The sequence below is a fragment of the Prochlorococcus marinus str. MIT 9211 genome, from assembly GCF_000018585.1.
GTDB lineage: Bacteria > Cyanobacteriota > Cyanobacteriia > PCC-6307 > Cyanobiaceae > Prochlorococcus_D > Prochlorococcus_D marinus_B.
Window position 1 is genome coordinate 1,185,601 of sequence record NC_009976.1, and the last position, 21,097, is coordinate 1,206,697.

Annotated in this window: 24 protein-coding genes; 9 read left to right on the plus strand and 15 right to left on the minus strand. The window is 40.2% G+C overall.

Going from position 1 to position 21,097, the window contains the following annotated elements:
- Both P9211_RS06380 and pheS read right to left on the minus strand, forming a co-directional pair.
- The gene (locus tag P9211_RS06380) at window positions 1-909 is read right to left on the minus strand and encodes an NAD(+) kinase (RefSeq protein ID WP_012195865.1); all 909 of its coding nucleotides are present in this window, start codon (window positions 907-909) and stop codon (window positions 1-3) included.
- Between the two features lie 101 nt (window positions 910-1,010).
- On the minus strand, window positions 1,011-2,018 hold the full coding sequence (gene pheS / locus P9211_RS06385; protein ID WP_012195866.1) for a phenylalanine--tRNA ligase subunit alpha: 1,008 nt from the start codon (window positions 2,016-2,018) through the stop codon (window positions 1,011-1,013).
- Between the two features lie 71 nt (window positions 2,019-2,089).
- On the opposite strand from pheS, the gene surE reads away from it, so the two are divergent.
- On the plus strand, window positions 2,090-2,899 hold the full coding sequence (gene surE / locus P9211_RS06390; RefSeq protein WP_012195867.1) for a 5'/3'-nucleotidase SurE: 810 nt from the start codon (window positions 2,090-2,092) through the stop codon (window positions 2,897-2,899).
- Here the strand turns inward: surE and P9211_RS06395 are convergent.
- Window positions 2,884-3,447 (minus strand): DUF3611 family protein, encoded by a 564-nt coding sequence (locus tag P9211_RS06395; protein ID WP_012195868.1) that lies wholly within the window; start codon window positions 3,445-3,447, stop codon window positions 2,884-2,886. The genes surE and P9211_RS06395 overlap by 16 nt on opposite strands.
- A gap of 60 nt (window positions 3,448-3,507) precedes the next feature.
- Here P9211_RS06395 and ribF point away from each other — a divergent pair, with 60 nt between their 5' ends.
- The 6 genes from ribF to P9211_RS09785 all read left to right on the plus strand — a co-directional run bounded on the left by ribF (window position 3,508) and on the right by P9211_RS09785 (window position 7,337).
- A complete protein-coding gene (gene ribF, locus P9211_RS06400; protein ID WP_012195869.1) occupies window positions 3,508-4,425 on the plus strand; it encodes a riboflavin biosynthesis protein RibF in 918 nt (305 codons plus the stop codon).
- A gap of 164 nt (window positions 4,426-4,589) precedes the next feature.
- Window positions 4,590-5,621, plus strand: a complete 1,032-nt coding sequence (locus tag P9211_RS06405; RefSeq protein ID WP_012195871.1) for a thiamine phosphate synthase — start codon at window positions 4,590-4,592, stop codon at window positions 5,619-5,621.
- Between the two features lies 1 nt (window position 5,622).
- Window positions 5,623-5,835 carry a sulfur carrier protein ThiS gene (gene thiS / locus P9211_RS06410; protein ID WP_012195872.1) on the plus strand — a complete coding sequence of 71 codons (213 nt, stop codon included), beginning with the start codon at window positions 5,623-5,625 and terminating at the stop codon, window positions 5,833-5,835.
- Window positions 5,836-5,886: 51 nt separating this feature from the next.
- Window positions 5,887-6,813, plus strand: a complete 927-nt coding sequence (locus P9211_RS06415) for a DUF1517 domain-containing protein (protein WP_225866200.1) — start codon at window positions 5,887-5,889, stop codon at window positions 6,811-6,813.
- 119 nt (window positions 6,814-6,932) lie between these two features.
- Window positions 6,933-7,100 carry a hypothetical protein gene (locus tag P9211_RS09780; protein WP_012195874.1) on the plus strand — a complete coding sequence of 56 codons (168 nt, stop codon included), beginning with the start codon at window positions 6,933-6,935 and terminating at the stop codon, window positions 7,098-7,100.
- Between the two features lie 69 nt (window positions 7,101-7,169).
- The gene (locus P9211_RS09785) at window positions 7,170-7,337 is read left to right on the plus strand and encodes a hypothetical protein (RefSeq protein WP_193328929.1); all 168 of its coding nucleotides are present in this window, start codon (window positions 7,170-7,172) and stop codon (window positions 7,335-7,337) included.
- A 12-nt stretch (window positions 7,338-7,349) separates the two neighbouring features.
- Here the strand turns inward: P9211_RS09785 and larB are convergent, their stop codons facing one another.
- The 5 genes from larB to era form a co-directional block, all read right to left on the minus strand.
- Complete coding sequence (larB, locus tag P9211_RS06420) at window positions 7,350-8,015, minus strand: nickel pincer cofactor biosynthesis protein LarB (protein WP_012195876.1); 666 nt, start codon at window positions 8,013-8,015, stop codon at window positions 7,350-7,352.
- Window positions 8,012-8,464 carry a TIGR03792 family protein gene (locus tag P9211_RS06425; protein ID WP_012195877.1) on the minus strand — a complete coding sequence of 151 codons (453 nt, stop codon included), beginning with the start codon at window positions 8,462-8,464 and terminating at the stop codon, window positions 8,012-8,014. The genes larB and P9211_RS06425 overlap by 4 nt, the downstream gene beginning before the upstream one ends.
- A 2-nt stretch (window positions 8,465-8,466) precedes the next feature.
- Window positions 8,467-8,952, minus strand: coding sequence for a 2-C-methyl-D-erythritol 2,4-cyclodiphosphate synthase (gene ispF, locus P9211_RS06430; protein WP_041391166.1), 486 nt, complete (start codon window positions 8,950-8,952; stop codon window positions 8,467-8,469).
- 62 nt (window positions 8,953-9,014) lie between these two features.
- On the minus strand, window positions 9,015-9,725 hold the full coding sequence (gene trmD, locus P9211_RS06435; RefSeq protein WP_012195879.1) for a tRNA (guanosine(37)-N1)-methyltransferase TrmD: 711 nt from the start codon (window positions 9,723-9,725) through the stop codon (window positions 9,015-9,017).
- A 5-nt stretch (window positions 9,726-9,730) separates the two neighbouring features.
- Window positions 9,731-10,675 (minus strand): GTPase Era, encoded by a 945-nt coding sequence (gene era / locus P9211_RS06440; RefSeq protein ID WP_012195880.1) that lies wholly within the window; start codon window positions 10,673-10,675, stop codon window positions 9,731-9,733.
- Between the two features lie 51 nt (window positions 10,676-10,726).
- On the opposite strand from era, the gene P9211_RS06445 reads away from it, so the two are divergent.
- On the plus strand, window positions 10,727-11,239 hold the full coding sequence (locus P9211_RS06445; protein WP_012195881.1) for a hypothetical protein: 513 nt from the start codon (window positions 10,727-10,729) through the stop codon (window positions 11,237-11,239).
- Between the two features lie 64 nt (window positions 11,240-11,303).
- Here the strand turns inward: P9211_RS06445 and P9211_RS06450 are convergent, their stop codons facing one another.
- From P9211_RS06450 to P9211_RS06470, 5 genes are all read right to left on the minus strand, one after another.
- On the minus strand, window positions 11,304-12,041 hold the full coding sequence (locus tag P9211_RS06450) for a Bax inhibitor-1/YccA family protein (protein WP_012195882.1): 738 nt from the start codon (window positions 12,039-12,041) through the stop codon (window positions 11,304-11,306).
- A 78-nt stretch (window positions 12,042-12,119) separates the two neighbouring features.
- The gene (locus P9211_RS06455) at window positions 12,120-13,088 is read right to left on the minus strand and encodes a PhoH family protein (RefSeq protein WP_012195883.1); all 969 of its coding nucleotides are present in this window, start codon (window positions 13,086-13,088) and stop codon (window positions 12,120-12,122) included.
- An 8-nt stretch (window positions 13,089-13,096) separates the two neighbouring features.
- A complete protein-coding gene (rpsP, locus tag P9211_RS06460; protein ID WP_012195884.1) occupies window positions 13,097-13,474 on the minus strand; it encodes a 30S ribosomal protein S16 in 378 nt (125 codons plus the stop codon).
- An 81-nt stretch (window positions 13,475-13,555) separates the two neighbouring features.
- Window positions 13,556-15,013 (minus strand): signal recognition particle protein, encoded by a 1,458-nt coding sequence (gene ffh / locus P9211_RS06465; protein WP_012195885.1) that lies wholly within the window; start codon window positions 15,011-15,013, stop codon window positions 13,556-13,558.
- A 55-nt stretch (window positions 15,014-15,068) separates the two neighbouring features.
- Window positions 15,069-17,108 (minus strand): IMS domain-containing protein, encoded by a 2,040-nt coding sequence (locus tag P9211_RS06470; protein WP_012195886.1) that lies wholly within the window; start codon window positions 17,106-17,108, stop codon window positions 15,069-15,071.
- A gap of 105 nt (window positions 17,109-17,213) precedes the next feature.
- On the opposite strand from P9211_RS06470, the gene pdhA reads away from it, so the two are divergent.
- Window positions 17,214-18,296: a pyruvate dehydrogenase (acetyl-transferring) E1 component subunit alpha gene (gene pdhA / locus P9211_RS06475; protein ID WP_012195887.1), complete on the plus strand. Its 1,083-nt coding sequence runs from the start codon at window positions 17,214-17,216 to the stop codon at window positions 18,294-18,296.
- Window positions 18,297-18,422: 126 nt separating this feature from the next.
- Here pdhA and P9211_RS06480 read toward each other — a convergent pair whose 3' ends face one another.
- Both P9211_RS06480 and P9211_RS06485 read right to left on the minus strand, forming a co-directional pair.
- Window positions 18,423-19,364 carry an RpoD/SigA family RNA polymerase sigma factor gene (locus tag P9211_RS06480; protein ID WP_012195888.1) on the minus strand — a complete coding sequence of 314 codons (942 nt, stop codon included), beginning with the start codon at window positions 19,362-19,364 and terminating at the stop codon, window positions 18,423-18,425.
- A gap of 130 nt (window positions 19,365-19,494) precedes the next feature.
- Window positions 19,495-21,069 (minus strand): bifunctional ADP-dependent NAD(P)H-hydrate dehydratase/NAD(P)H-hydrate epimerase, encoded by a 1,575-nt coding sequence (locus tag P9211_RS06485; protein WP_012195889.1) that lies wholly within the window; start codon window positions 21,067-21,069, stop codon window positions 19,495-19,497.
- Window positions 21,070-21,097: the final 28 nt, after the last annotated feature.

A 21,097-nucleotide genomic window follows, 5' to 3' on the forward strand; every position in this document is an offset into this window, starting at 1 on the left:
TTAACTTTTGTCAGGTTTGGCTTCATGAGGCAACCCCCAACCAAGTTTCTTCCTAAGCACTTGGAAAAATTCATGGTCAGATAGTCTTACAAATTTTACTGGGTGGTTACTTCTTCGAATTAAGACACGATCTTCAGGCCAAACATAACAACCGGCGGTACCATCTACTACCATCATTAGCCTCTCAGGAGTTGCCGGGAAAACAGTTACAGGCTCCAAATCACTAAACACAAGTGCCCTTGAAGCAAGAGAATGAGGAGCAATTGGAGTCAATTGAAGGACTGGGCAATCAGGAGTAATGACTGGCCCCCCCGCACTAAGTGAATAAGCTGTCGAACCAGTTGGTGTAGAAAGAATTACTCCATCAGCTGAAATATCCACTGGAGCATGCCGACCAATTGATATCTCGAAATGACACATACTTGTTAGTGGCTCACGGTGAAGCGCCATCTCGTTTAAGCAAAGAGCTTCCCACCTTCTTTGATCACCTCTTAGTATGCTTACAACAAGACTTGTTCTTAGTTCTATCTCCCAATCGCTAGAAAGAATCTGGTCTATAGCATTATCAAGATCTGAGAGATAAGCCTCTGCCAAAAAGCCTAAATGACCTGTATTTATTGTGAGAATAGGAACTTGTACTGGAGCAGTCTGACGTGCAGCAGATAAAACAGTTCCATCACCACCTAATACTATTGCCATTTTCATAGATGAATCAAAGCCCTCTGGGACATGAGCGCTATAACCATTCATTCGCATGTGCTGGTCAGGATTAGCGAAACCAACCATTCCACCTGAACTACTAGCTCTCACCACTTCATAGCCTGAGCTTTCAAGTCTCTTCTGAATAGTTAGAGCAATTTCAACAGCACGCTCTTTGCCATCATTTACGATCAGTCCTAATTTAGGCACTGATTGAAATCCAATAATTAAACCCCTGAGCCATATTTAAAAAAAAATATGTTTTTTATTTTAAGTTTATTTTAATAAAAAAACTAAAAAAGAACCTAAAGCTAAAACTGTTCAAGGAACCTTAAATCACTCGTATAAAGACGTCTTATATCGTCTATGCCATGACGAACCATACAAAAGCGTTCAACTCCAAGGCCTGCAGCAAAACCTGTCCACTTTTCAGAATCAATTCCAAGTCCTTCTAATACTGAAGGATCAACCATGCCACATCCCATAACTTCAAGCCATTTACCTCTCCATTGAACATCAACCTCGGCAGATGGCTCAGTAAATGGAAAATAACTTGCCCTAAATCGCACTGGTAAATCGCCAAAAAATGCTTTTAAGAAAGCCATAACTGTCCCCCGCAAATGACTGAAGTCAAGTCCTTCGTCTATTGCTAAAACTTCAACCTGATGGAATACAGGCGAATGAGTCGCATCAACAGCATCACGCCTATAAACCCTTCCAGGAGAAACTATCCTTACTGGTGGGGGAGTCTTTTCCAAATAACGAATTTGTACTGGAGAAGTATGAGTACGAAGCAGTAAGTTCCCTCCTAAATAAAATGTATCCTGCATATCTCTAGCCGGATGGTCCTCAGGAATATTTAAAGCCGCAAAGTTGTAGTAATCATTCTCAACCTCAGGTCCCTCTTCAACTGAATACCCTAACCCACAGAACAAATCGACAATTTGTTCTGTGGTTGTAATCAAAGGGTGTCTATGTCCTAAAGGGATTCCTTTGACGGGAACAGTGATATCAATAGTTTCTTTAGCAACCAATTCACGAAGAGCTTTCGTTTTTAAATCATTTAATCTTTCAGAAATGAGTTTTTGGATTTGATTCTTTAATAAATTTGCTCTCTGACCAATTACTGGACGCTCTTCTCCACTCAGTGATCCCATAGAGCCAAGAATCTTGGAAACACTTCCTTTTTTACCAAGAAAACCAACTCTTAATTCCTCAAGTGATTTCTCTTCAACGGCCTGTGAAATGTCTTTTACAGCCTTTTCCTCTAAAAGATCTAGTTGATTAGTAAGCTGCCTAAGAGATACAGTTTCGCTCACGAGTAAAAAGTATTGAATACAAACTTTAAACAGCTATGGGTCATTATTTTGCTTAAAGAAATCTCAGAGTAATGAAACCTTTGAAAATTCTAATTAGTAATGACGATGGGGTCTTTGCTGAAGGGATAAGAACGCTTGCAGGCGCTGCAGCATTTAGAGGCCACCAAGTCACAGTGGTTTGTCCAGATCAAGAACGTTCTGCGACTGGTCACGGGCTTACCTTACATTCACCAATAAGAGCCGAAAAAGCAAATGAGTTATTTGGGAAAGGAGTGAGCGCATGGGGGTGTAATGGAACGCCTGCAGATTGCGTGAAGCTTGCTTTAAATGAAATTCTTCCAGAGAAACCTGATCTAATTCTTTCTGGAATAAATCATGGACCAAATTTAGGAACTGATATTTTTTGTTCTGGAACAGTTGCAGCTGCACTTGAGGGAACTCTTGCTGGCATTCCTGCTATAGCCATAAGCATAGCCAGTTTCCAGTGGCGTGATTTTTCTTTTGCAAGTCAACTGGCTTTAGAAATTGCAGAAGAGGCTCTAACCAAAAACTGGCCTCAAAAGTTGCTTTTGAATATAAATACTCCACCTTGCAAATCCTCAGAAATGGGTCAATTAGGTTGGACCAGACTTTCAATCAGGCAATACGAAGAACAATTCACTAGGCGGATAGACCCTAGAGGCAATCCTTACTATTGGATGGCTGGGAATGCAGTTAAAGACATTGATTCGGCAGGAGATGGTCCCTCTCAGTGGCCAAGTGATGTAGCTCAAATCGAATCAAATTCTCCATCAATTACACCAATAGAACCTGACCTGTTTTGGCGAGGAAATATCTCAGATCTCCCAGCTATAAACTTAAAAAACTATTTCAGCCGATAAATCCTTTGAAGCAACCAAAGAGAAAAGATTAATCCAATTAAGTGAGCAAACAGAACCTGCGTATTACTCAAAACAGAGAGCATTTCCAGCGAAGTAATTGGATAATTATTCATATCAAACTTGCCTACCCCAAGTGAAATTCCAGGTGCCTGCATTGAAGCTTGAACAAATAGAGCACCTGCCAAAGACTGATAACCAACAGAAGAAAAAACCAATCCCAAAAGGTCGACAATTAATCCTCTTTTTAACAATCGACTGGTTTCTCCTCTACTAGGTCTTGCTGGACTATTAATGGCTCTACCAGCGCGAACTATCAACCATCCCTGCCAAAGGCTGTACAACAATAAGAAAAATGCAAAAGTGGTTAATGACAAACCAGGTCCTAGACCTAATGCTCTTTCTGAATTTCTTGCCAAGCTGCTGCCAACATTGTTAAAAAGCAAAACTCCTATGACAACGACTCCAAGAATTGTCTGGATCCAGAAACGTATCCAACCAATTCTTCGCATCCCTAAAGAAAGCAATGGGAAATCGGGCTGGTCTGGCATCAAGATAAATATATTGTTAGTTCAAACTTGCCACTTAATCCAAACTTTTGCACGTAACTCTTGATTCCTCTCTGTTCTCCGTCACAAGCTTGTCTTCCTACTGCAATAGCTTTAGGAAGTTTTGATGGCCTTCATGCAGGGCACAAAAGAGTTATCAAAGAAATAACCAATTCAGATAAAGGAGTACCAACTGTAGTTAGCTTTTGGCCTCATCCTAGAGAGGTGTTATATGGAGAATCAAGGCTTCGCTTAGACCTCCCATCAGAGAAAGGGGCTCTTCTTGAGACCTTAGGAGTAAAGCAATTAGTGCTAGTGCCTTTCGATCATTATTTAGCAGAGCTAACTGCAGAAAAATTTTTTAATGAGGTACTAATAAACAAACTTCAATCCAAGCGAATTGCTGTGGGAGCAAATTTTCGATTTGGGAAAAATAGAGAAGGAGATCCCTATGTTTTAAAAAAACTTTGCGAAAGTGCTGATTTAGAACTTTCTATAGTCCCTATTCTGGAAGATGCCCAAGGGAGAATGAGTAGCAGCAGAATAAGATCAGAGTTAAAACAAGGCAATTTGAAAGCCACTAAGGATCTGCTAGGCAGACCGTATATCTTTAGAGGATTAGTAATTCCTGGCAAAGGTTTAGGGAAAACTATTGGCTGGCCTACTGCAAACCTTCAAGTTGATGGTAGGAAATTACTCCCAGGGATTGGGGTATACGCTGCCTGGGCAACGAAGCTCAATGGCAAAAATAAATTTCCTGCCGTAATGAATTTAGGACCTCAACCAACAATTGACCCATTAGCACCCTCAGCAGTAGAAGTACATTTGCTAAATCAAGAAATTGATTTAACTCAGAATGAATTGATTATTGAGCCGGTAAAGCGCATTAGAAGTCAAAAGAAATTTAAAGACCTAAATACACTTAGCGAACAAATTGGTCTCGATGCAAAAATTGCTCAGGAGATATTGAGCAAGATCTAACCTATAAAGAGGAAGGATAGGCATTAGCCAGGCCCCAAACCACAAAAAAACCTATACCTCCCAACAAAAACACACCCCAGAGGAGCACATTAATGGTGCCATTAGCATTATTTTTCTCCATGAACTTGGAGCTATGGGATTATGTCAAGGTTGGCACGAAATAAATGGCTGTCATCCCTACTCCTGAAAAACATGTTGCTCAGCTGATAGATGCAAACCTTGATAGAGCAAGAGAAGGTTTAAGAGTCATTGAAGATTGGTGCAGATATGGCCTGCAAAGAAAAGACTTGATAATTATTATTAAGGATTATCGTCATCAATTAGGTCGCCTCCATCAAAAGACTTATAAGCAAGCTCGCTCAGCACAGACTGACCAAGGTTCAGGATTAACTCACGAAGCTCAAAATGATCGTATAAGTCCTCTACAAATCGTGAGTGCTAATTGTGCAAGAGTTCAAGAAGCTCTTCGCGTGATAGAAGAATTTGCCAGAAATATTGATCCAGAGCTTACAAAAGCAGCCTCAAAAATTCGTTATGAGATTTACGATCTAGAAATCAATATTCAAGAAGCAACTTCTGGGAAAAAACGTCAAAAGGAACTCTCAGCTTGCAAATTATGCTTAATAACGACCCCCCACCAAGAGCTTATAGCAAAGGTTTCTGCAGGATTAAAGGCAGGAGTAGGGATGGTGCAATATCGCTGTAAAAAGGGTAAAGACATTGACAAGTTTTCTGAAGCTGAAAAACTTGCTGTGATTTGCAAAGATTATGGTGCTCTCTTTATAGTCAATGACCGAATCGATATAGCTCTAGCCGTAGATGCTGACGGTATTCATATTGGTCAAGAAGACTTACCACTAGATATAGCAAGAAAGCTTATAGGTCCCGAAAAGTTAATAGGAGTTAGTTGCCATTCTCTTGAAGAAGCTCAAAAGGCAGATAAAAATGGTTCTGACTATATAGGCTTTGGTCCTATTTTTCGAACTACTTCAAAGCCAGAGGTTGCTCCACTTGGTCTTGAGTGCTTAAAGCAAATATCAAATTCAATTAATCAACCTTGTTTTGCAATTGGTGGAATCAACCATCTCAACAGATCTAAATTGTTGTCAACTGGAGTCTCTCGAATAGCAGTCATTGATGCCATCATGAAAGCAGAAGACCCTTTTCAAGCAAGCAAGCAGCTACTTGAGATTTGACATGAAAATCACAGTCAATGGACTCCTTAAAGTCTTTCAAAACTCTTCAACGCCTTTATCTCTATCAGAAGTGATCAAGGACCTTGGTCATAATCCAAAATTAATTGTTGTGGAATTCAATGGGATTATTTTGCCTCAACAAGATTGGGACAACCAAGCCGTTAAAGATGGTGACAACCTAGAGATTGTCACCATTGTTGGAGGTGGTGCCTAGTGTCTGTTAAATCGTCAATCACTTTTTAACTAGTTTCTCTAGCTAATCAACTTGTTTACATCAATCAAACGCTTTCTATCAGCAGTATTGCTTCCAATATTATTTGCAGTATTCATTGTGGTCCTTCCACAAAATGTCAATGCAGCAAATGGAGGACGTATTGGAGGAGGTAGTTTCAGCTCGCCTTCTATCTCAAGGTCTGGAGGATATGGAGGGAATTATCAAAGCAACTATGGTGGATTTAATCGTGGAGGAATTGGCTTCCCTTTCATAATCCCACTCTTTGGGCTTGGAGGTGGCGGCCTATTCAGCTTTTTAATTCTTTTTGCAATTACAGGAGCAATAATTAATTCACTAAGAAAAGGAGTTATACCCTCTACAAATAATGAAAAAATTATAAATGAGGGAAATAGTGGAACCGCAAAGATTATTCAGGCTCAAATAGCTCTTCTTTCTAATGCAAAGTCTATTCAAAGTGAATTAAGGCTACTAGCTGAAACAGCTGATACAACAACCTCCAAAGGCTTACAAAAGGTTCTTCAAGAAACAATTCTTGCTCTACTACGTCTGCCAGACCTATGGGCATATGCAAACCTGGAAAGCGGCGAAGTTCCTATTAACGCAGCGGAAGCAACATTCAACAGGCTTTCAATTACCGAAAGGAGCAAGCTAACAGTTGAGATCGTTTCCAATGTTTCTGGAGAAATAAAAACCAACCAAGAATCTTTGGTCTCTAATCAAACCCCAGAACTAGGAAATGAATTTATTGTTGTAACGGTCTTACTTGCATCAAAGGCAAATATCTCACTAGGCGAAACGATTACTTCCGACTCTTTGCAAGAAGGACTCAGAATTATTGGAGGAACATCTGCAAATGATTTGCTTGCTTTTGAAATTCTTTGGCAACCTGAGAATGAAGGAGAATTACTTAGCTCTGAAGAGCTTCTTACTTCTTATCCGCATTTAAAACATTTATAAAGCTCATTAGATCATGGAGCTCCAAAAATCTTCATAATTTCTTTCGCTAAAATATCGCAATATCTCCCTCATCAGGGCTTCAACACAATTAAGGTGTGTGAAATTTATTTTATTTTTAAGTGTCAACTTCATCACAACAAGAGCCACGCTCGATGAAGTGGGAGAGCAATGGCGAATTGGCTCAAAGAGATCTTTCTGAGCTAGTCAATAAATTACTTGATGTTGAATCATCAACTCATGGCAATGAACTTTCATGGCTTGGCACTAAATATGACGAAGCAGATTAATTAATTATCCTCACTCTTGCGCATAAGGAATTTATAACTCACCTTGGATCTATCAAACTTGTTGTGCATATGAATAGCAGATCCATTGCATGGGTTAATACTCCTGTAATTATGGAGGCAATGCTTCGCTACCAAGAGAATCGGCTTCCTAGACCAATGAAATTATGGCTTGAAAAGCTTCTTGATATAAATACAAGCCAAAAAACAAATCTAGTCACTAATATTAAGCACCACTAATAACGAATTATTTTATTTATTGCTCCTAGACCTAATAATCCTCAATGCAGCCATTGCGGCACCATATCCATTATCAATATTGACAACTGTCAGCCCTGGTGAGCAACTTGCAAGCATTCCCTTAAGAGCAGTAATACCACCTGCGCTAACTCCATATCCAACCGAAACAGGGACTCCTATAACTGGCTGAGGAATCAAACCTCCCAAAACTGTGGGAAGAGCCCCTTCCATTCCTGCGCAAGCAATTACAACTTCTGCACTCGTTAATTTATCCAAATTATTCAATAGTCTATGCAACCCAGCAACACCTATATCCAAAAGAATCTCTGTTTTAATGCCATGCAGGCGCAAGGACAATTCAGCCTCAGAGGCTACGGCTAGATCACTTGTTCCACCACTTAAGATAACGACTTTTCCTTCTGTGGGATGAACTTCAAAAGGCCTACCAAGTGTGAGACATTTCGCCTTTGAATGGTATTCAGCTTGTTCAAAGATCTGCATCAATTTTTCAGCTTTGTCTACAGACACTCTTGTAACAAAAGCCAATTGACCAGCTTCAGAAAAGCTTTTTAAGATTTCAGCAATTTGTTCAAATGTTTTATGTTCTCCCCAAATCGCCTCTACCATTCCTAGCCTGCTCAAACGGTCAAGATCTAGACGAGCTTCCTTGCTAATCATTGAGGCAACAACTCACCTTCAAACTGAATAGGAAAAGGATTGCCAAATTCCTTACCCGTTTGGCCCCTCGCCAATTCTTCAAAAAGACCTTGCACTTTCTCTATCTCTTCTTTAGGTATAGATTTCCAATCGCCTCGACTAGACCAGCTAATCAGCACTGTTCCTTCCTCTGATTGCTTATCCCAAAAAAGTTGCCTTCCTAGAAAACCATCCTTCTTCTCCAGCCAAGGCTCCCAACTTTTTTTCTCAGCAATTAACCATGCCTCTCTATCTTCCTCAGGAACTCTTAATCGAAGATATTCAACAATCATATATTCTTTTGGGCTTTCCAAGGTTATTTGAGAAGAAGCAACAGCAATGTGCGTTGTGCCAAAGAATAAAATTACAACGCAAATAAATAATTTTAAAAAAAACAACCCAATTCCACTTTTTTTGAAAACTCTATACATTTCTATTCCTTCTCCAATAAGACAACTGCATGGCTACTAATCCCTTCCTCTCGACCTTCAGGACCAAGTCTCTCATTTGTTGTTGCCTTAATACCCACAAAATCGATCTCTATGCGCAATCTTTTAGCAATGTTATTTCGCATTAAATCAATGTGATTTTTTAATTTTGGTCGTTCAGCAATGATGACAGAATCTACATTTACAATTTTCCAATTTTTTTCTGAAATTAATTTTTCAATATTTTCTAGAAGCACAAGGCTGTCAGCATTCTTCCATTGAGGATTGTCTGGAGGGAAAAACTTACCAATATCGCCCAAACCAAGAGCACCTAAAAGTGCATCCATAATTGCATGCACAAGTACATCCGCATCACTATGTCCATCCAACCCGAGACCTTCAGGGTGCTCTAACAAGACTCCTCCAAGGATAAGCCTTCTGCCAACAACCAAGCGATGGATGTCATAACCGTTGCCAATTCTTATTTGCATATTGATATTTCTGGTTGGCTTAAAAGTATAGCTGTATTGCATTTATTACTGGTTTAGAGCTTTTAAGTATCTGATGACTTTTTGGAAAGCCAACGATCATAAAGATCTGGTCGACGATATTTCGTACGAAGCTCTCTTTGATCTTGTCTCCATTTAGAGATTGCTTGATGATTACCACTACGCAAGACTGAGGGAACTTCCATCCCACGAAATTTTGCTGGGCGTGTGTAATGCGGGTGCTCAAGAAGAATATCCGAGTGACTTTCCTCAATCAATGACTGAGGATCCCCAACAGTCCCAGGAAGCAAACGAACCACACCATTTACAACTGTCATTGCAGGCAGCTCTCCTCCAGTTAAAACAACATCACCTATAGATACCTCTTCGTCAGCAATAGTTCTAATCCGTTCATCAAAGCCCTCATAATGGCCACAAATCAAAACAAGTTGTTTGTACTCTTCTGACCAGCGCCAAAGTTTTTCTTGTGAAAGAGTTTGACCTTGAGGACTCATTAACAAAACTCTCCTCTTTAAAGAAAAAGGAACCGAATCAAAAGCAGCAAAAAAAGGTTCTGGCTTAAGAACCATGCCTGCACCACCTCCATAAGGTTGGTCATCTACTTTTCGATAGTTGTCATAAGCAAACTCTCGGGGGTTATGAACATGCAATTCCGCTATTCCAGATGAAAATGCCCTGCCAACCACACCAAGTTCTTTAAAACTCGAGAATGCTTCTGGAGCAAGGCTTATAACATCAAAACGATATACCGTCATAAGGTTCAATTACCCTCATAACCAAGTTCCGCCAAGCTAGCTGGATTGCTTCTCCAATTGGGAACAACCTTGACAAATAATTCAAGGTAAACAGAGCCATTTATGAATACCTGCATTTGAAGCCGTGCAGCTTGGCCAATCTGCTTCAACATTGAACCTCCTTTCCCAATAAGAATGCCTTTCTGGCTTTTTCGTTCAACCAGAATTGTTGCAAGAATTGCAGTATGTACATTTTGAGATTTCTTGCCTGGTTTTGGAAGAATTTCTTCTAAACGATCAATCCTTACAGCAACACTATGAGGTATTTCCTCTCTTGTATGTAATAAAACTTGCTCACGAATCAACTCCCTAAATATGGTTTGCTCGCTCTGATCAGAGACCATTTCAGGGGGGAAAAGCCTAGGACCAATGGGCAAATTCCTTGAAATCTCTTCAATTAGACCTTCAAGGCCTGTCCCATGAGTTGCGCTACAACAAAAGATAGGCCAATCTAGCTCGCGGAATAGATCCTTATATTCATTTTCTCTTTGCTTAGATTTTTCTAATGGGAGAAGGTCCCACTTATTTAATACTATTAATACTGGCCTTTCTTCTTCGCGAAGCAAGTTAACCACAAAATAGTCTCCCTTCCCAGGAGGATGACACCCTTCGAATATAAGGAGAATAGTATCAACTTCCCCTATAGACCTTCTCGCACTTTGGACTAAACGTTGCCCTAATAAATGATGAGGTTTATGGATCCCAGGTGTATCTACAAAAACCAATTGTGCATTTTGGGTAGTCAAAATAGCCCTAAGTCGATTCCTTGTAGTCTGTGCAACTGGAGAAGTAATGGATACTTTTTGCCCAACCAATTCATTCACCAAAGTTGATTTGCCTACATTTGGCCTTCCAATCAAAGCAACAAACCCTGATCTAAAAATCTTTTCCTTGGGCTCAACTAAGGACATCAACCAACTGTATACACCCTAATAGCCTTACTACAAAAGTTGCACAAAGCCATGAAAAAACAAAACCCTGATTTTGAACAAGCATTAGAAATCGCATCTTTTTGGTGTAATGCTTGGGATCAAGGAGAATTAAGCGATGAAGTACTGGCAGATAAAATTCTGAATCTTTTAAGAAAGAAAGAAGGCGCAAGAGGTTTTTTTGTTATAAGTCTTTTAAGTGATTCTCCTCTTATGGATCGTTTGCCAGACCCTCTTATTTTCTCATTAAGAGAAGAGGGTGAACATGTAATTGATTTAACAATAAAGAATATGGCAATGAGTTCAGCAATGGCAATATTTCATAAGAGAAGCAATAACTCTGAACAACAACATAGTTCCGAAAGAATAAGACAAAGATGCATAGACCTTCTCAGGTTATTGGAAGCAAAACTAGTTAAAAAAAAGCTGGATACACTACTAGAGGCAACTGAAGGGAAAGGTAAAGATGTGGAGTTCTTAAAGCGATGGAAATATGATGAAGAACAAATTAACGCAATTTCTGAGAGCATTCGTTCAATTGCATAAAAGAAAAAAAGAGAGGAGCATTAAGCCCCTCTCTTCTCCTAGATTAACCAATAGCTAAACTAAATTAATCCCTACGTCCACCACCTTGAAGGGCAATTATTAACCGCAAGATAAATACAAACAAGTTTATATAAGTTAAGTACATGCCTAAAGCTCCAGCTAAATATTGTTCATCGTTATATCTCCTTGGCATGGTATAGAAATCAACAAAAGACATTCCTACAAAAAGTACTGTTCCAAATCCAGCAATCATTAGCTCTAGTCCAGTACCTCCAAACATCCCTGGAGCAAAGAATCCTCCTATTAGCTGCACAACCATTGCAATAATTAAGCCCATAAGGCCTAAGCCAACTACTCCTGACAGAGCTTGGCCAACACTGTCACTCATTCGACGGCCAACAGAAGAGGCAACAACAAAAGTAATGCCTGTAGCAAAGGCCGCTGTACCAACAGAACCTATGCCAGCTGTGCCTATCGCTATAGCAACAATACCGCTTAGAGTAAATCCGGTCAGGACACTAAATGCTGTTAAAAGTGGCAATGCTTTGCTGTTATTAGCATTGTTTGCAGCACTTGTTGCCATGAAAAAAAGAACAATCTCCCCAATAAAAGCTACAAGGGCAAGTGGCTGAAATAGAGAAGGGTTCGAAGCCAAAAGGGAAAGTCCACTAATAACTCCCAATGCAGTAAGGACCATTCCCCCTCCGACATAAGGCAAAGCCTTATTTACGACATTGGGTCCAACCAAAGCACTTGTTTGTGCTTCGCGAATAGCCTGTTGAAAATTGCTACTAGCTGGCATAATTCACTACTTAAACTTGTTACTTACTCTGGCAGAAAAAAAAATAATTGGGATGTTTATATTGTGCGGATGTCACTATTACTTTTCTTTGCTTGCATAAGCCTCTACGACTTTTTGCACAAGTGGGTGTCGAACAATGTCTGCTGTAGTTAAACGGCAAATAGAGATCCCCTTCACTAATTGCAAAACATCAATTGCTTCTACTAGGCCACTCTTTTGTCCAAAGGGAAGATCTATTTGAGTTATATCTCCAGTAACAACCATTCGGGATTTTTCGCCAAGTCTCGTCAAAACCATCCTCATCTGAGCAGATGTTGTGTTTTGCGCCTCATCAAGAATCACAAAAGCATCTTCAAGAGTTCTTCCTCTCATATAGGCCAAGGGAGCTACTTCAATAATTCCTTTATCAAGCAATGAAGTGGTTTTCTCCAATCCAAGCAAAGTATGAAGTGCGTCATACAAAGGTCTCAAATAAGGATCAACCTTTTGCTGAAGATCACCTGGAAGGAAGCCAAGACGCTCTCCTGCCTCTAAAGCTGGTCTGGTAAGCACTATTTTCTCGATTCTTCTCTCTGTCAACATTCGAACTGCAAGAACTGTTGCAAGAAAAGTTTTACCCGTACCTGCAGGCCCTAAAGCAAAAGTCAAATCATGAGCCTCCATAGCCTCTAAATAAGTCTTTTGCCTAATAGTCCTGGGTCTTAAAAGGTTGCCACTCTTACTTCTTGCAACTACATGATCAGTCAAAGAAGCATGATCATTTCGTCTCCCTGTATCTAAAGAAGTAAGTGCGGCCTGTAAATCAACTGAGGAAACAGACTGACCCTCTTGCCATATTGGTCGTATTAACTCCACCAATGCTGCTGCTCTTTCAAGCTGGTTAGAAAGACCACTTATCTCGAGCTTAAGTCCTCTTAAAACCAAAGAGGCACCAGTGATTGACTCTAATGTATGAAGCGTTGTCTGTCCTGCACCAGCAAGAGCAATCGCAGCATCAGAGTCAGGCAAATCAATCGAGAAGCGCCTTAAAGACGCTGCATCAGACATAAATTTCTTTAATCTGCTGAAGTTGAGGTTTCAGAGTCCACTTCAGAGCCTTTTGATTCTTCCGTTTTTTCTTTTACAGCTTTTTTAGAGGCGGATTGTCTAGCCAATGCCTGTTTCTTCTTACCCTCAATCTCAGCGGGGCGAATAGTTTTTTCAATTAAACCACCTTTCTCCAGAAGAGATCTCACAGCATCTGTTGGCTGTGCTCCTTGACTCAAACGCGTTCTGAGGGCTTCAGTATCCAATCTCGTTTCTTTAGTACGAGGATTGTAAAAGCCTAATTCTTCTAAAGGTCTTCCGTCTCTACGAGAAGTACTATTGCAAGCTACCAATCGGAAGCTTGCCTCCCTTTTTTTCCCATACCGCTTAAGGCGGAGCTTGATCATCTTTGATTAGTTCTAAGTGGTCTTAATTTAAGGCATGTGCATAAAACACTTACCATCCATATACTTTAGCTGGTTAAGGGGTCATAAGTCTCCAAATCCTTTCTTTTTTTTAGGCGGGCGTTGTCTTTTTAAAGGTCCATTAGAGCTTCTATTATTTCTTCCCGATAATTGACTGCGATCTATACCTTGCATAGCTCCAGGGCCTCCAAGCCCAGGCAAGCCACCCATACCAGGGATACCTGCCCCACTAGACATTTGCTTCATAAAGCCTCTCATTTTTTGAAAGTCCGCCAAGACCTTATCCATATCAGCCGGGGTATGGCCACTACCTAGAGCGACTCTTCTTCGACGAGAAGGTTGAGCAGCAAGCAATTCTGGTTGAGTTCTCTCTGCTGGGGTCATAGAGCCAATCATTGCCTCAATACGCTTAAGCTGTTCTTCCCCACTTTTAATCATTCCATCATCAATTTTATTCATCCCAGGGATCATTTTCATCAACCCTCCTAACGAGCCCATCCTTTTAATCAAACGCATTTGTTTAACAAAATCTGAGAAATCGAAGCTTGCCTCCTGAAACTTCTTTTGCATCTGCTCTGCATCTGCAATCTCTACTTCTTTCTGCGCTTTCTCAACTAGTGTGAGCACATCGCCCATGCCAAGTATTCGACTGGCCATCCTTTCTGGGTGAAATGGCTCTAAAGCTTCTACTTTCTCTCCAGTACCAATGAACTTGATTGGTTTCCCGCTAATCTTCTTAATTGAAAGGGCTGCACCACCTCTCGAGTCGCCATCTAATTTTGTAAGTACAGCTCCAGTAATTCCTACTTTTTCATGAAAAGCCCTAGTTAACTCAGCGGCTTCCTGGCCAATCATCGAATCAACTACAAGTAGTACTTCATCAGGATTAACTGCTGAGCGAATTCGCACCATTTCATCCATCATTTCGCTATCTATCTGAAGTCTTCCAGCGGTATCAACCAATAATGTGTCAAAGCCTTCGTTCCGAGCTTTCTCAAGGCCTGATGCAGCAATTTGTTCAGGCTTTAAATTGCTCCCAAGACTAAAAACATCTATATCAATTTGGCTCCCCAAAGTTGTCAATTGCTCTATTGCTGCTGGCCTATAAACATCTGCAGCGACCATAAGAGCTTTACGCCCTTGATCCTTTAAATGCAAAGCAAGTTTTGCGGTAGCAGTAGTTTTTCCAGCCCCTTGTAAGCCTGCCATAAGTATTACTGTGGGCTTTTCTGAAACATTGGCTAATGGGGCATTTTCTCCTCCCATAACTTCAACCAATTCTTGCTTAACAACTTCTACAAACTTCTGTCCAGGCTTAACACCTCTTACTACTTCTGCACCAATAGCTTTTTGGCCAACCTCTGCTACAAATTCTTTAACGACTGACAAGCTAACATCTGCCTCCAACAAAGCCCTACGCACTTGCTTTAGTGCAGGCCCTATATTCTCTTCACTGATTTTATTTTCACCTCTTAAACCTTTAATTGCGTCTTCAAAGCTCGCTGAAAGATCATCAAACATTACTAAAAGGTGCCAATAGAGATAAGACTAAGCTAGTAAGAAAATATTACTAGAACTATGTGCTACTTGAAAAATCAAGCAACTGCCATATATTTTTTTCTCTTCCTAAAACATACTTTAGCTTTAATGAGGGAATCGTTGTCTCGGAAATGATCTGATCAGAAGAATTAACTCTTTGGTCTTTATAGTTAAGTACTGCTTTTACAGATATTCTCTTTTCAGTTTGTTCCTCTATCTCTAAACTTTTAATATTTGCATAGATAATCTGTCTTTCTCCAAGAGCAATATCTTTCTCCCTTTGCTCGAGAACAATTTTCACAAGAGAAGGTCTTGCTACATTTGATAAATCTAAATTGTTAACCCCAGATAAGATACCTGCCTTCCCAGAAAGCCAAGCCTCAATTAATTGTTGGACTTCATCTTTTGATGGTGATTTGTTTGTTAAAGTGTTGTATCTTTTTTCTAATTTAGTCTGATCCTGTTGCTTTATATTCAAATTAATATCTGTTTTTTTACTGACAATTTTTTCAGAAGGCTCTTTAAAGCTTTCAGATATATTATCTTCAGTTGGATTATTTCTATATAAAATCAAAGCAGTAAATGTTCCTGAAAACAGTAATAGGAACAACGCTAAAGTTGCTTTAAAAAAGTTATTTTCTGGAATTTTAATTCGTGGTTTTGCTATTTCTATATAAAAAGGTCTCCACTTCAACAATTGAACTAAGTTTTCCAAGAAAGTTTTCTCATCACTGAGCTCCTCTTCAGGAGAACCTAGGTATTTGTTGTTTTTTTCAGAATCCTTCTCAATTTCATCAACATTAGAAAGAGTCGAATCATTCTCTAAGGAGTTTATTGAATCATTTGTTTTATCTGAAGACAGTCCAGAAAAAAGAGAAAACCCTGCTCGAGCAATCCCAAAAGCCCCTCTGCGTTCTATTTGCTCTACATATTCTTGAACATCCCTATCTGCGAACCAAGCCTCTAAATCAACAGTGTCAATCTCAATATCTCTGAAACCTGGTAGAACGTCTCTAAGCAGCCAATTTCTACAGTAATGACATAAAGCAGCCAATTCTTCTCCAGGATATGCATTTAGCCAATCTTGTAATCCTTTATCAGGACTACTTTTAAAACGAACGCCTGCCTGCTGAACATCCGCCAGCAAAAGATCTATACAGCCAAGCAAAGGCATTGAATCAAAGCCCTGCTGATTCAATGCCTTCAACTGTTTCTTTGCTTTTTGCAAAAATTCAGGTTTCCGCCAATGGAAGCCTGATGCGACCAAAGCCAGGGCACCCAAAAAACCAGCATCTGGAGATCCTCTCCTTTGCCAATGGAGAAATAAGTCAATCTGCTCTTGCGCAGTTAGGAAATTCCTTATTTGCTGAAAGAAAAGTTCAAACTCTCGCTGTGATAGTTCAATAGAAGAATTCGACAAATTATCCCCTTCCAAGCCTCCCCTCTTAAGGACAAGACTATCTAATAGATTCAATCCTTCTTCGTGAGATTTCTCATCAGATAAATCTCTGCTTAACAAATCAAGGATTCTATAAGGTAGTAACACTTCTAAATCTCTTTCAATTATCTTTCTCTGTTCAGGAAGTTTCCCCATCCTTTGAAGCAATTGAATACCTTCCTCAAGGAGTTCCGCAGCCGAAGCGTAACGTCTTAGTTCTTGCTCCTGTATTGCAGCATCTCTACAAGCCAAGGCCCCTATCAATGCCAAATCCGCCTCACGGCCGCTTCCCAGTGCTGGTGTTTGAGGAGGTTGAAGTGCTTTTCTTGCAAGCTTAAAAGCTTCATCCGCTACTCCGCCTTCCCAAAGCAGAATGAGTCCTGCTACTTCTCTATTAAATGAAAGATCAAGCCCTACGGCTCCATTTAAAAGAGCTGACTCATAATCCTCCCTCAAATCTTTATCACAAAGCAAATCAGCAGAAAGACGTAAAAGTTCAGACCTCTGCGCAATAACTTCAGGAGTAAATCCAGGATGCGGAATACGATTTAATCTCAGCTGAAAGAACCTAAGAACCTCCTCTGCATCAGCAGATGGACTAACTCCGAGCAAACGAAAATGATCTATTGGGAGTTCCAAGCATTAATTGGCTATTAAAAAGAAACTCTAGGCATATGCACGATCTCTGCACATTCTTCTTCCATAGACCCTTAAAGTTGTAAAAGGTTTGATAGATAAATCAAGATGAATCAGAGCACAATTGCAGATCATGAGATGAGTAATCTCCCCAAGAAAGAGGATCATGCTGAGCGACTTTCCTCGTTATCAGGAGGTGAGTCTGCAGTTATAGATCGCGATACAGGCCTAAGGCTTTTCAAAGACATGACCTTAGGAAGAAGGTTTGAGGACAAATGTGCTGAGATGTATTACCGAGGGAAAATGTTTGGATTTGTTCATCTTTACAACGGGCAAGAAGCTGTGAGTTCCGGTGTCATAGGAGCAATGAAGCTCAAACACGATTGGTTTTGCAGCACCTATCGCGATCATGTACATGCTCTTAGCGCTGGAGTCCCTGCAAGGGAAGTAATGAGTGAGCTATTTGGCAAAGAGACTGGATGCAGCAAGGGGAGAGGAGGATCCATGCATCTTTTTTCCAAAGAACATCATCTTTTGGGAGGCTATGCATTTATTGGAGAAGGGATTCCAGTCGCTCTAGGTGCAGCCTTTAGCAGTCGTTACAAAAAAGAGGTTTTTAAAGATAAAAATAGCGATGCTGTAACAGCCGCCTTCTTTGGAGATGGTACGTGTAATAACGGTCAATTTTTCGAATGCCTCAACATGGCCCAACTATGGAAGCTGCCAATAATTTTTGTTGTTGAAAACAATAAATGGGCTATAGGGATGGCTCATGACAGAGCTACTAGTGATCCTGAAATTTGGAGAAAAGCTGGAGCTTTTGGCATGGAGGGAGAAGAGGTTGATGGAATGGATGTCCTAGCGGTTAGAGGAGCAGCAGAAAGGGCCCTTGAAAGAGCTAGAGCAGGAGAAGGACCTTCTTTAATTGAATGTCTTACCTATAGATTTAGAGGTCATTCTCTTGCTGATCCGGACGAATTAAGATCTGAACAAGAAAAAGAGTTTTGGGCACAAAGAGATCCATTAAAGAACCTTGCCAAGGTTCTTGTATCAAAAGAATTGGCAAATGAAAATGAACTTAAAAATATTGAGAAAGAGATTGATTCTGAAGTTACTGATGCAGTTGAATTTGCACTTGCAGCTAAAGACCCTGACCCAAGTGAATTAACTAAATATATCTGGGCTGAATAAGGAGAAGAAACTGCTGACTAGTCCCTATGTATTAAAGACCTGAAAAAATCAATTGAAATATATGGTATGTATTCTTTAAATCAACTTAAGGATTTAGATTGAGGAATAACTTTCAATCAAAAAAGTTTATATACCACTTGGAAGTTTCCTAGTCAGATTGCGTAATTTTCGAAGGGACTTCAATTCAACTTGCCTTACTCTCTCTCTAGAGACTTGTAACAAACGTCCAATCTCAGCAAGAGTATGTCTTTCATTTCCTTCTAAGCCAAATCTAAGTTTAAGAACATGCTGTTCTTGCTCACTTAGGTGTGTCAACCATCTACCAAGTTGCTCTTGATGAATACGTTGCTCAACTTTATCTAACGGTTCTTCTAAAGAAGAGTCAGCAATCAAATCCCCCAAGAAACTACGTCCGTCATCACCATTTACTGGTGCATCTAAACTACTTGTTGTAAGAGCTTGGCGCAGAATGGAATCTAGCTCTTCAGCATCAATTTCCATAGCTTCTGCAAGCTCAGCCCTACTTGGCATTGCTCCTAATTTATGAGCCAAGTCTGAGCTGATTTTTCTTATAGTTGCAAGACGTTCACTTAAATGAACTGGAAGCCTAATAGTTCTTGACTGACAAGCTATAGCCCTAGTCATGCTCTGTCTAATCCACCAAAAAGCATAAGTTGAGAATTTATATCCTCTCGTAGGGTCAAACTTCTCCACAGCTCTTTCTAAGCCTAAAGATCCTTCTTGAACAAGATCAAGCAACTCGAGCCCTTTACCCTGATATTTCTTAGCAACACTAACTACCAGCCTGAGATTGGCCTTCATCATCCTCTCTTTAGCCCTACGACCAATTCTAATTAAACGTCGCTGATGAGATGTGAACTCCTCACTCTTTACATCAATACTCCCGTCTTCGGTCAAGTTCATCATTACCTGAACCTGATTGCCTAACTCAATTTCCTCAGCAGGAGTAAGAAGTGGAACCCTCCCAATTGTTGATAAGTACCAACTTATTGGGTCACTACTACGTCGCTTTTGTGATTCAGCCGCCTTGGGTGCAGATGAAACCATTGTCTCTTATCCCAATTAACTAACAACGACTTTCCTACAGATATTGGAAAAGAGGCCAAGCCTTCAAAAACCCTTCAGATTCTTGCTTGCAAACCTACACAATTCAGCCAAAACTGTTCATCTAACACTCTTAAATGTTTCTTTGAACACATTCAGGACACTGAATGTGTCTTACAAGTTTTTCTAAAGCCAATGCAATTGAGCTTGCTTTACTTCCTTTTTTGCAACTTTTTGCCGCTTCCGCGTGAAGCAATGCTGCTAAAGCAAGTAATTCATCATTCATTGCTCCTCCTATAGAAAACCCTATTGCACCTACTCCAGCAACAAATCCAGCCAAAACATCCCCTAAACCTGCACGCGCAGCACAGCTAGATGTAGACACCAATTGCCATCTCACCCCAGAGGGGGATGCTATAAGGCTATGTGCCCCTTTAAGCAATACATTTGCCCCAGTCATCTTTGCCGCTTTAGGCGCTGCATCCAAAGGTGATAAGTCCTTAAGATTTGGGAATAAACGATAGAACTCCTGTAAATGAGGAGTCAGCCATGTTGGTCCTTCACGCTTATTAATCCACTCCCAGCTCTCAGTAGAAAAAGCTAATCTATTTAAAGCATCAGCATCAAGAACTAATAACCCTGGAAATTTTTCAAGCTGGCAAGCAATATCACTCCACTTTTCGTTAGCCAAAGCTAAACCAGGACCAATTAATAATGAGTCTAGACGGTCTAATTTGTGTTTTAAGATCGCCTCCCCTATCTCAGATTCTCCATCAATTGAATTTCCCAATATTCCTGAAACAACAATTTCTGGAGAAACTTGCCAAATATTATCTGCCATTTTTTGGGGCAAAAGCGCCTTAATACTGCCCACACCACTTGCTAATGCGCCTTGTAAAGCAAGTAAAGCAGCACCTTTATACTTGTCACTGCCGGCAACAACCAAAAGTCTTCCACGCTGATATTTAGAAGAAATTGAAGAAGGCTCAGGCCAAGGGATCGAAAAAAGATCATCACCTGCAAGTTTGAAGAAGTTAATTTGCTTATCTTTCTTGAGAACTTTCTGTGGAATACCAATATCAAGTCTTATTAATTCACCCACATATGGGATAGCAATGTCTTGAATCAATCCCTGCTTATTCAAGCCAATAGTCAAGGTATAAGAAGCTGTAGCTGCAACGTTTGAGAAAGTCTTTCCTGTATCTGAACAAATCCCAGATGGAACATCAATAGAGATTAATCTTCTTGGTTGTTTTTCCTCTCTACCCTTTAAAAGATTTGCTATTTTCTCAGGAAGAGGACGGGTCTGTCCAAGTCCAAAAAGGGCGTCAATCCAAAGAGTCTTACAATAAACATTAGGTTCTTCATGCAATTCCTTAATACCCAGCCAATGCGAATAAGCCTGATGACGCCGAGTTAAAGATTGCGTAATTGGCAAAGGACACCAAATAGATACATCTATGTTCTCCAAGAACAATTCTCTAGCTAAAACCAGCCCGTCCCCTCCATTGTGCCCTGGACCAACTAAAATCAATACACCGTTTAAAAGTAATTCAGGCCTTTCCAAAAACCAATCTTTCAGTTTTTGCCCTACTTTTTCCATTAATGCCTCAACAGGCATGCCTCTATTGATGAGATTGTTTTCAAAGCTTCTCATCTGAGCAGTTGAGGCAATTAAATGATCTGCATCTGATTTAGGCCAGTTCACAAAAAAAATCTCCACTCCATTCCACTAT

What these genes read in the sequence shown, in the direction of transcription:
- pdhA (WP_012195887.1), top strand. Translation starts at nt 17,214, where the DNA reads ATGAATCAGAGCACAATTGCAGATCATGAGATGAGTAATCTCCCCAAG.
- era (WP_012195880.1), bottom strand. Translation starts at nt 10,675, where the DNA reads ATGTCCTTAGTTGAGCCCAAGGAAAAGATTTTTAGATCAGGGTTTGTT.
- P9211_RS06450 (WP_012195882.1), bottom strand. Translation starts at nt 12,041, where the DNA reads ATGCCAGCTAGTAGCAATTTTCAACAGGCTATTCGCGAAGCACAAACA.
- trmD (WP_012195879.1), bottom strand. Translation starts at nt 9,725, where the DNA reads ATGACGGTATATCGTTTTGATGTTATAAGCCTTGCTCCAGAAGCATTC.
- surE (WP_012195867.1), top strand. Translation starts at nt 2,090, where the DNA reads ATGAAACCTTTGAAAATTCTAATTAGTAATGACGATGGGGTCTTTGCT.
- rpsP (WP_012195884.1), bottom strand. Translation starts at nt 13,474, where the DNA reads ATGATCAAGCTCCGCCTTAAGCGGTATGGGAAAAAAAGGGAGGCAAGC.
- ffh (WP_012195885.1), bottom strand. Translation starts at nt 15,013, where the DNA reads ATGTTTGATGATCTTTCAGCGAGCTTTGAAGACGCAATTAAAGGTTTA.
- P9211_RS09785 (WP_193328929.1), top strand. Translation starts at nt 7,170, where the DNA reads ATGAATAGCAGATCCATTGCATGGGTTAATACTCCTGTAATTATGGAG.
- ispF (WP_041391166.1), bottom strand. Translation starts at nt 8,952, where the DNA reads ATGCAAATAAGAATTGGCAACGGTTATGACATCCATCGCTTGGTTGTT.
- P9211_RS06480 (WP_012195888.1), bottom strand. Translation starts at nt 19,364, where the DNA reads ATGGTTTCATCTGCACCCAAGGCGGCTGAATCACAAAAGCGACGTAGT.
- P9211_RS06405 (WP_012195871.1), top strand. Translation starts at nt 4,590, where the DNA reads ATGGCTGTCATCCCTACTCCTGAAAAACATGTTGCTCAGCTGATAGAT.
- larB (WP_012195876.1), bottom strand. Translation starts at nt 8,015, where the DNA reads ATGATTAGCAAGGAAGCTCGTCTAGATCTTGACCGTTTGAGCAGGCTA.
- thiS (WP_012195872.1), top strand. Translation starts at nt 5,623, where the DNA reads ATGAAAATCACAGTCAATGGACTCCTTAAAGTCTTTCAAAACTCTTCA.
- P9211_RS06395 (WP_012195868.1), bottom strand. Translation starts at nt 3,447, where the DNA reads ATGCCAGACCAGCCCGATTTCCCATTGCTTTCTTTAGGGATGCGAAGA.
- P9211_RS06445 (WP_012195881.1), top strand. Translation starts at nt 10,727, where the DNA reads ATGAAAAAACAAAACCCTGATTTTGAACAAGCATTAGAAATCGCATCT.
- P9211_RS06455 (WP_012195883.1), bottom strand. Translation starts at nt 13,088, where the DNA reads ATGTCTGATGCAGCGTCTTTAAGGCGCTTCTCGATTGATTTGCCTGAC.
- P9211_RS06425 (WP_012195877.1), bottom strand. Translation starts at nt 8,464, where the DNA reads ATGTATAGAGTTTTCAAAAAAAGTGGAATTGGGTTGTTTTTTTTAAAA.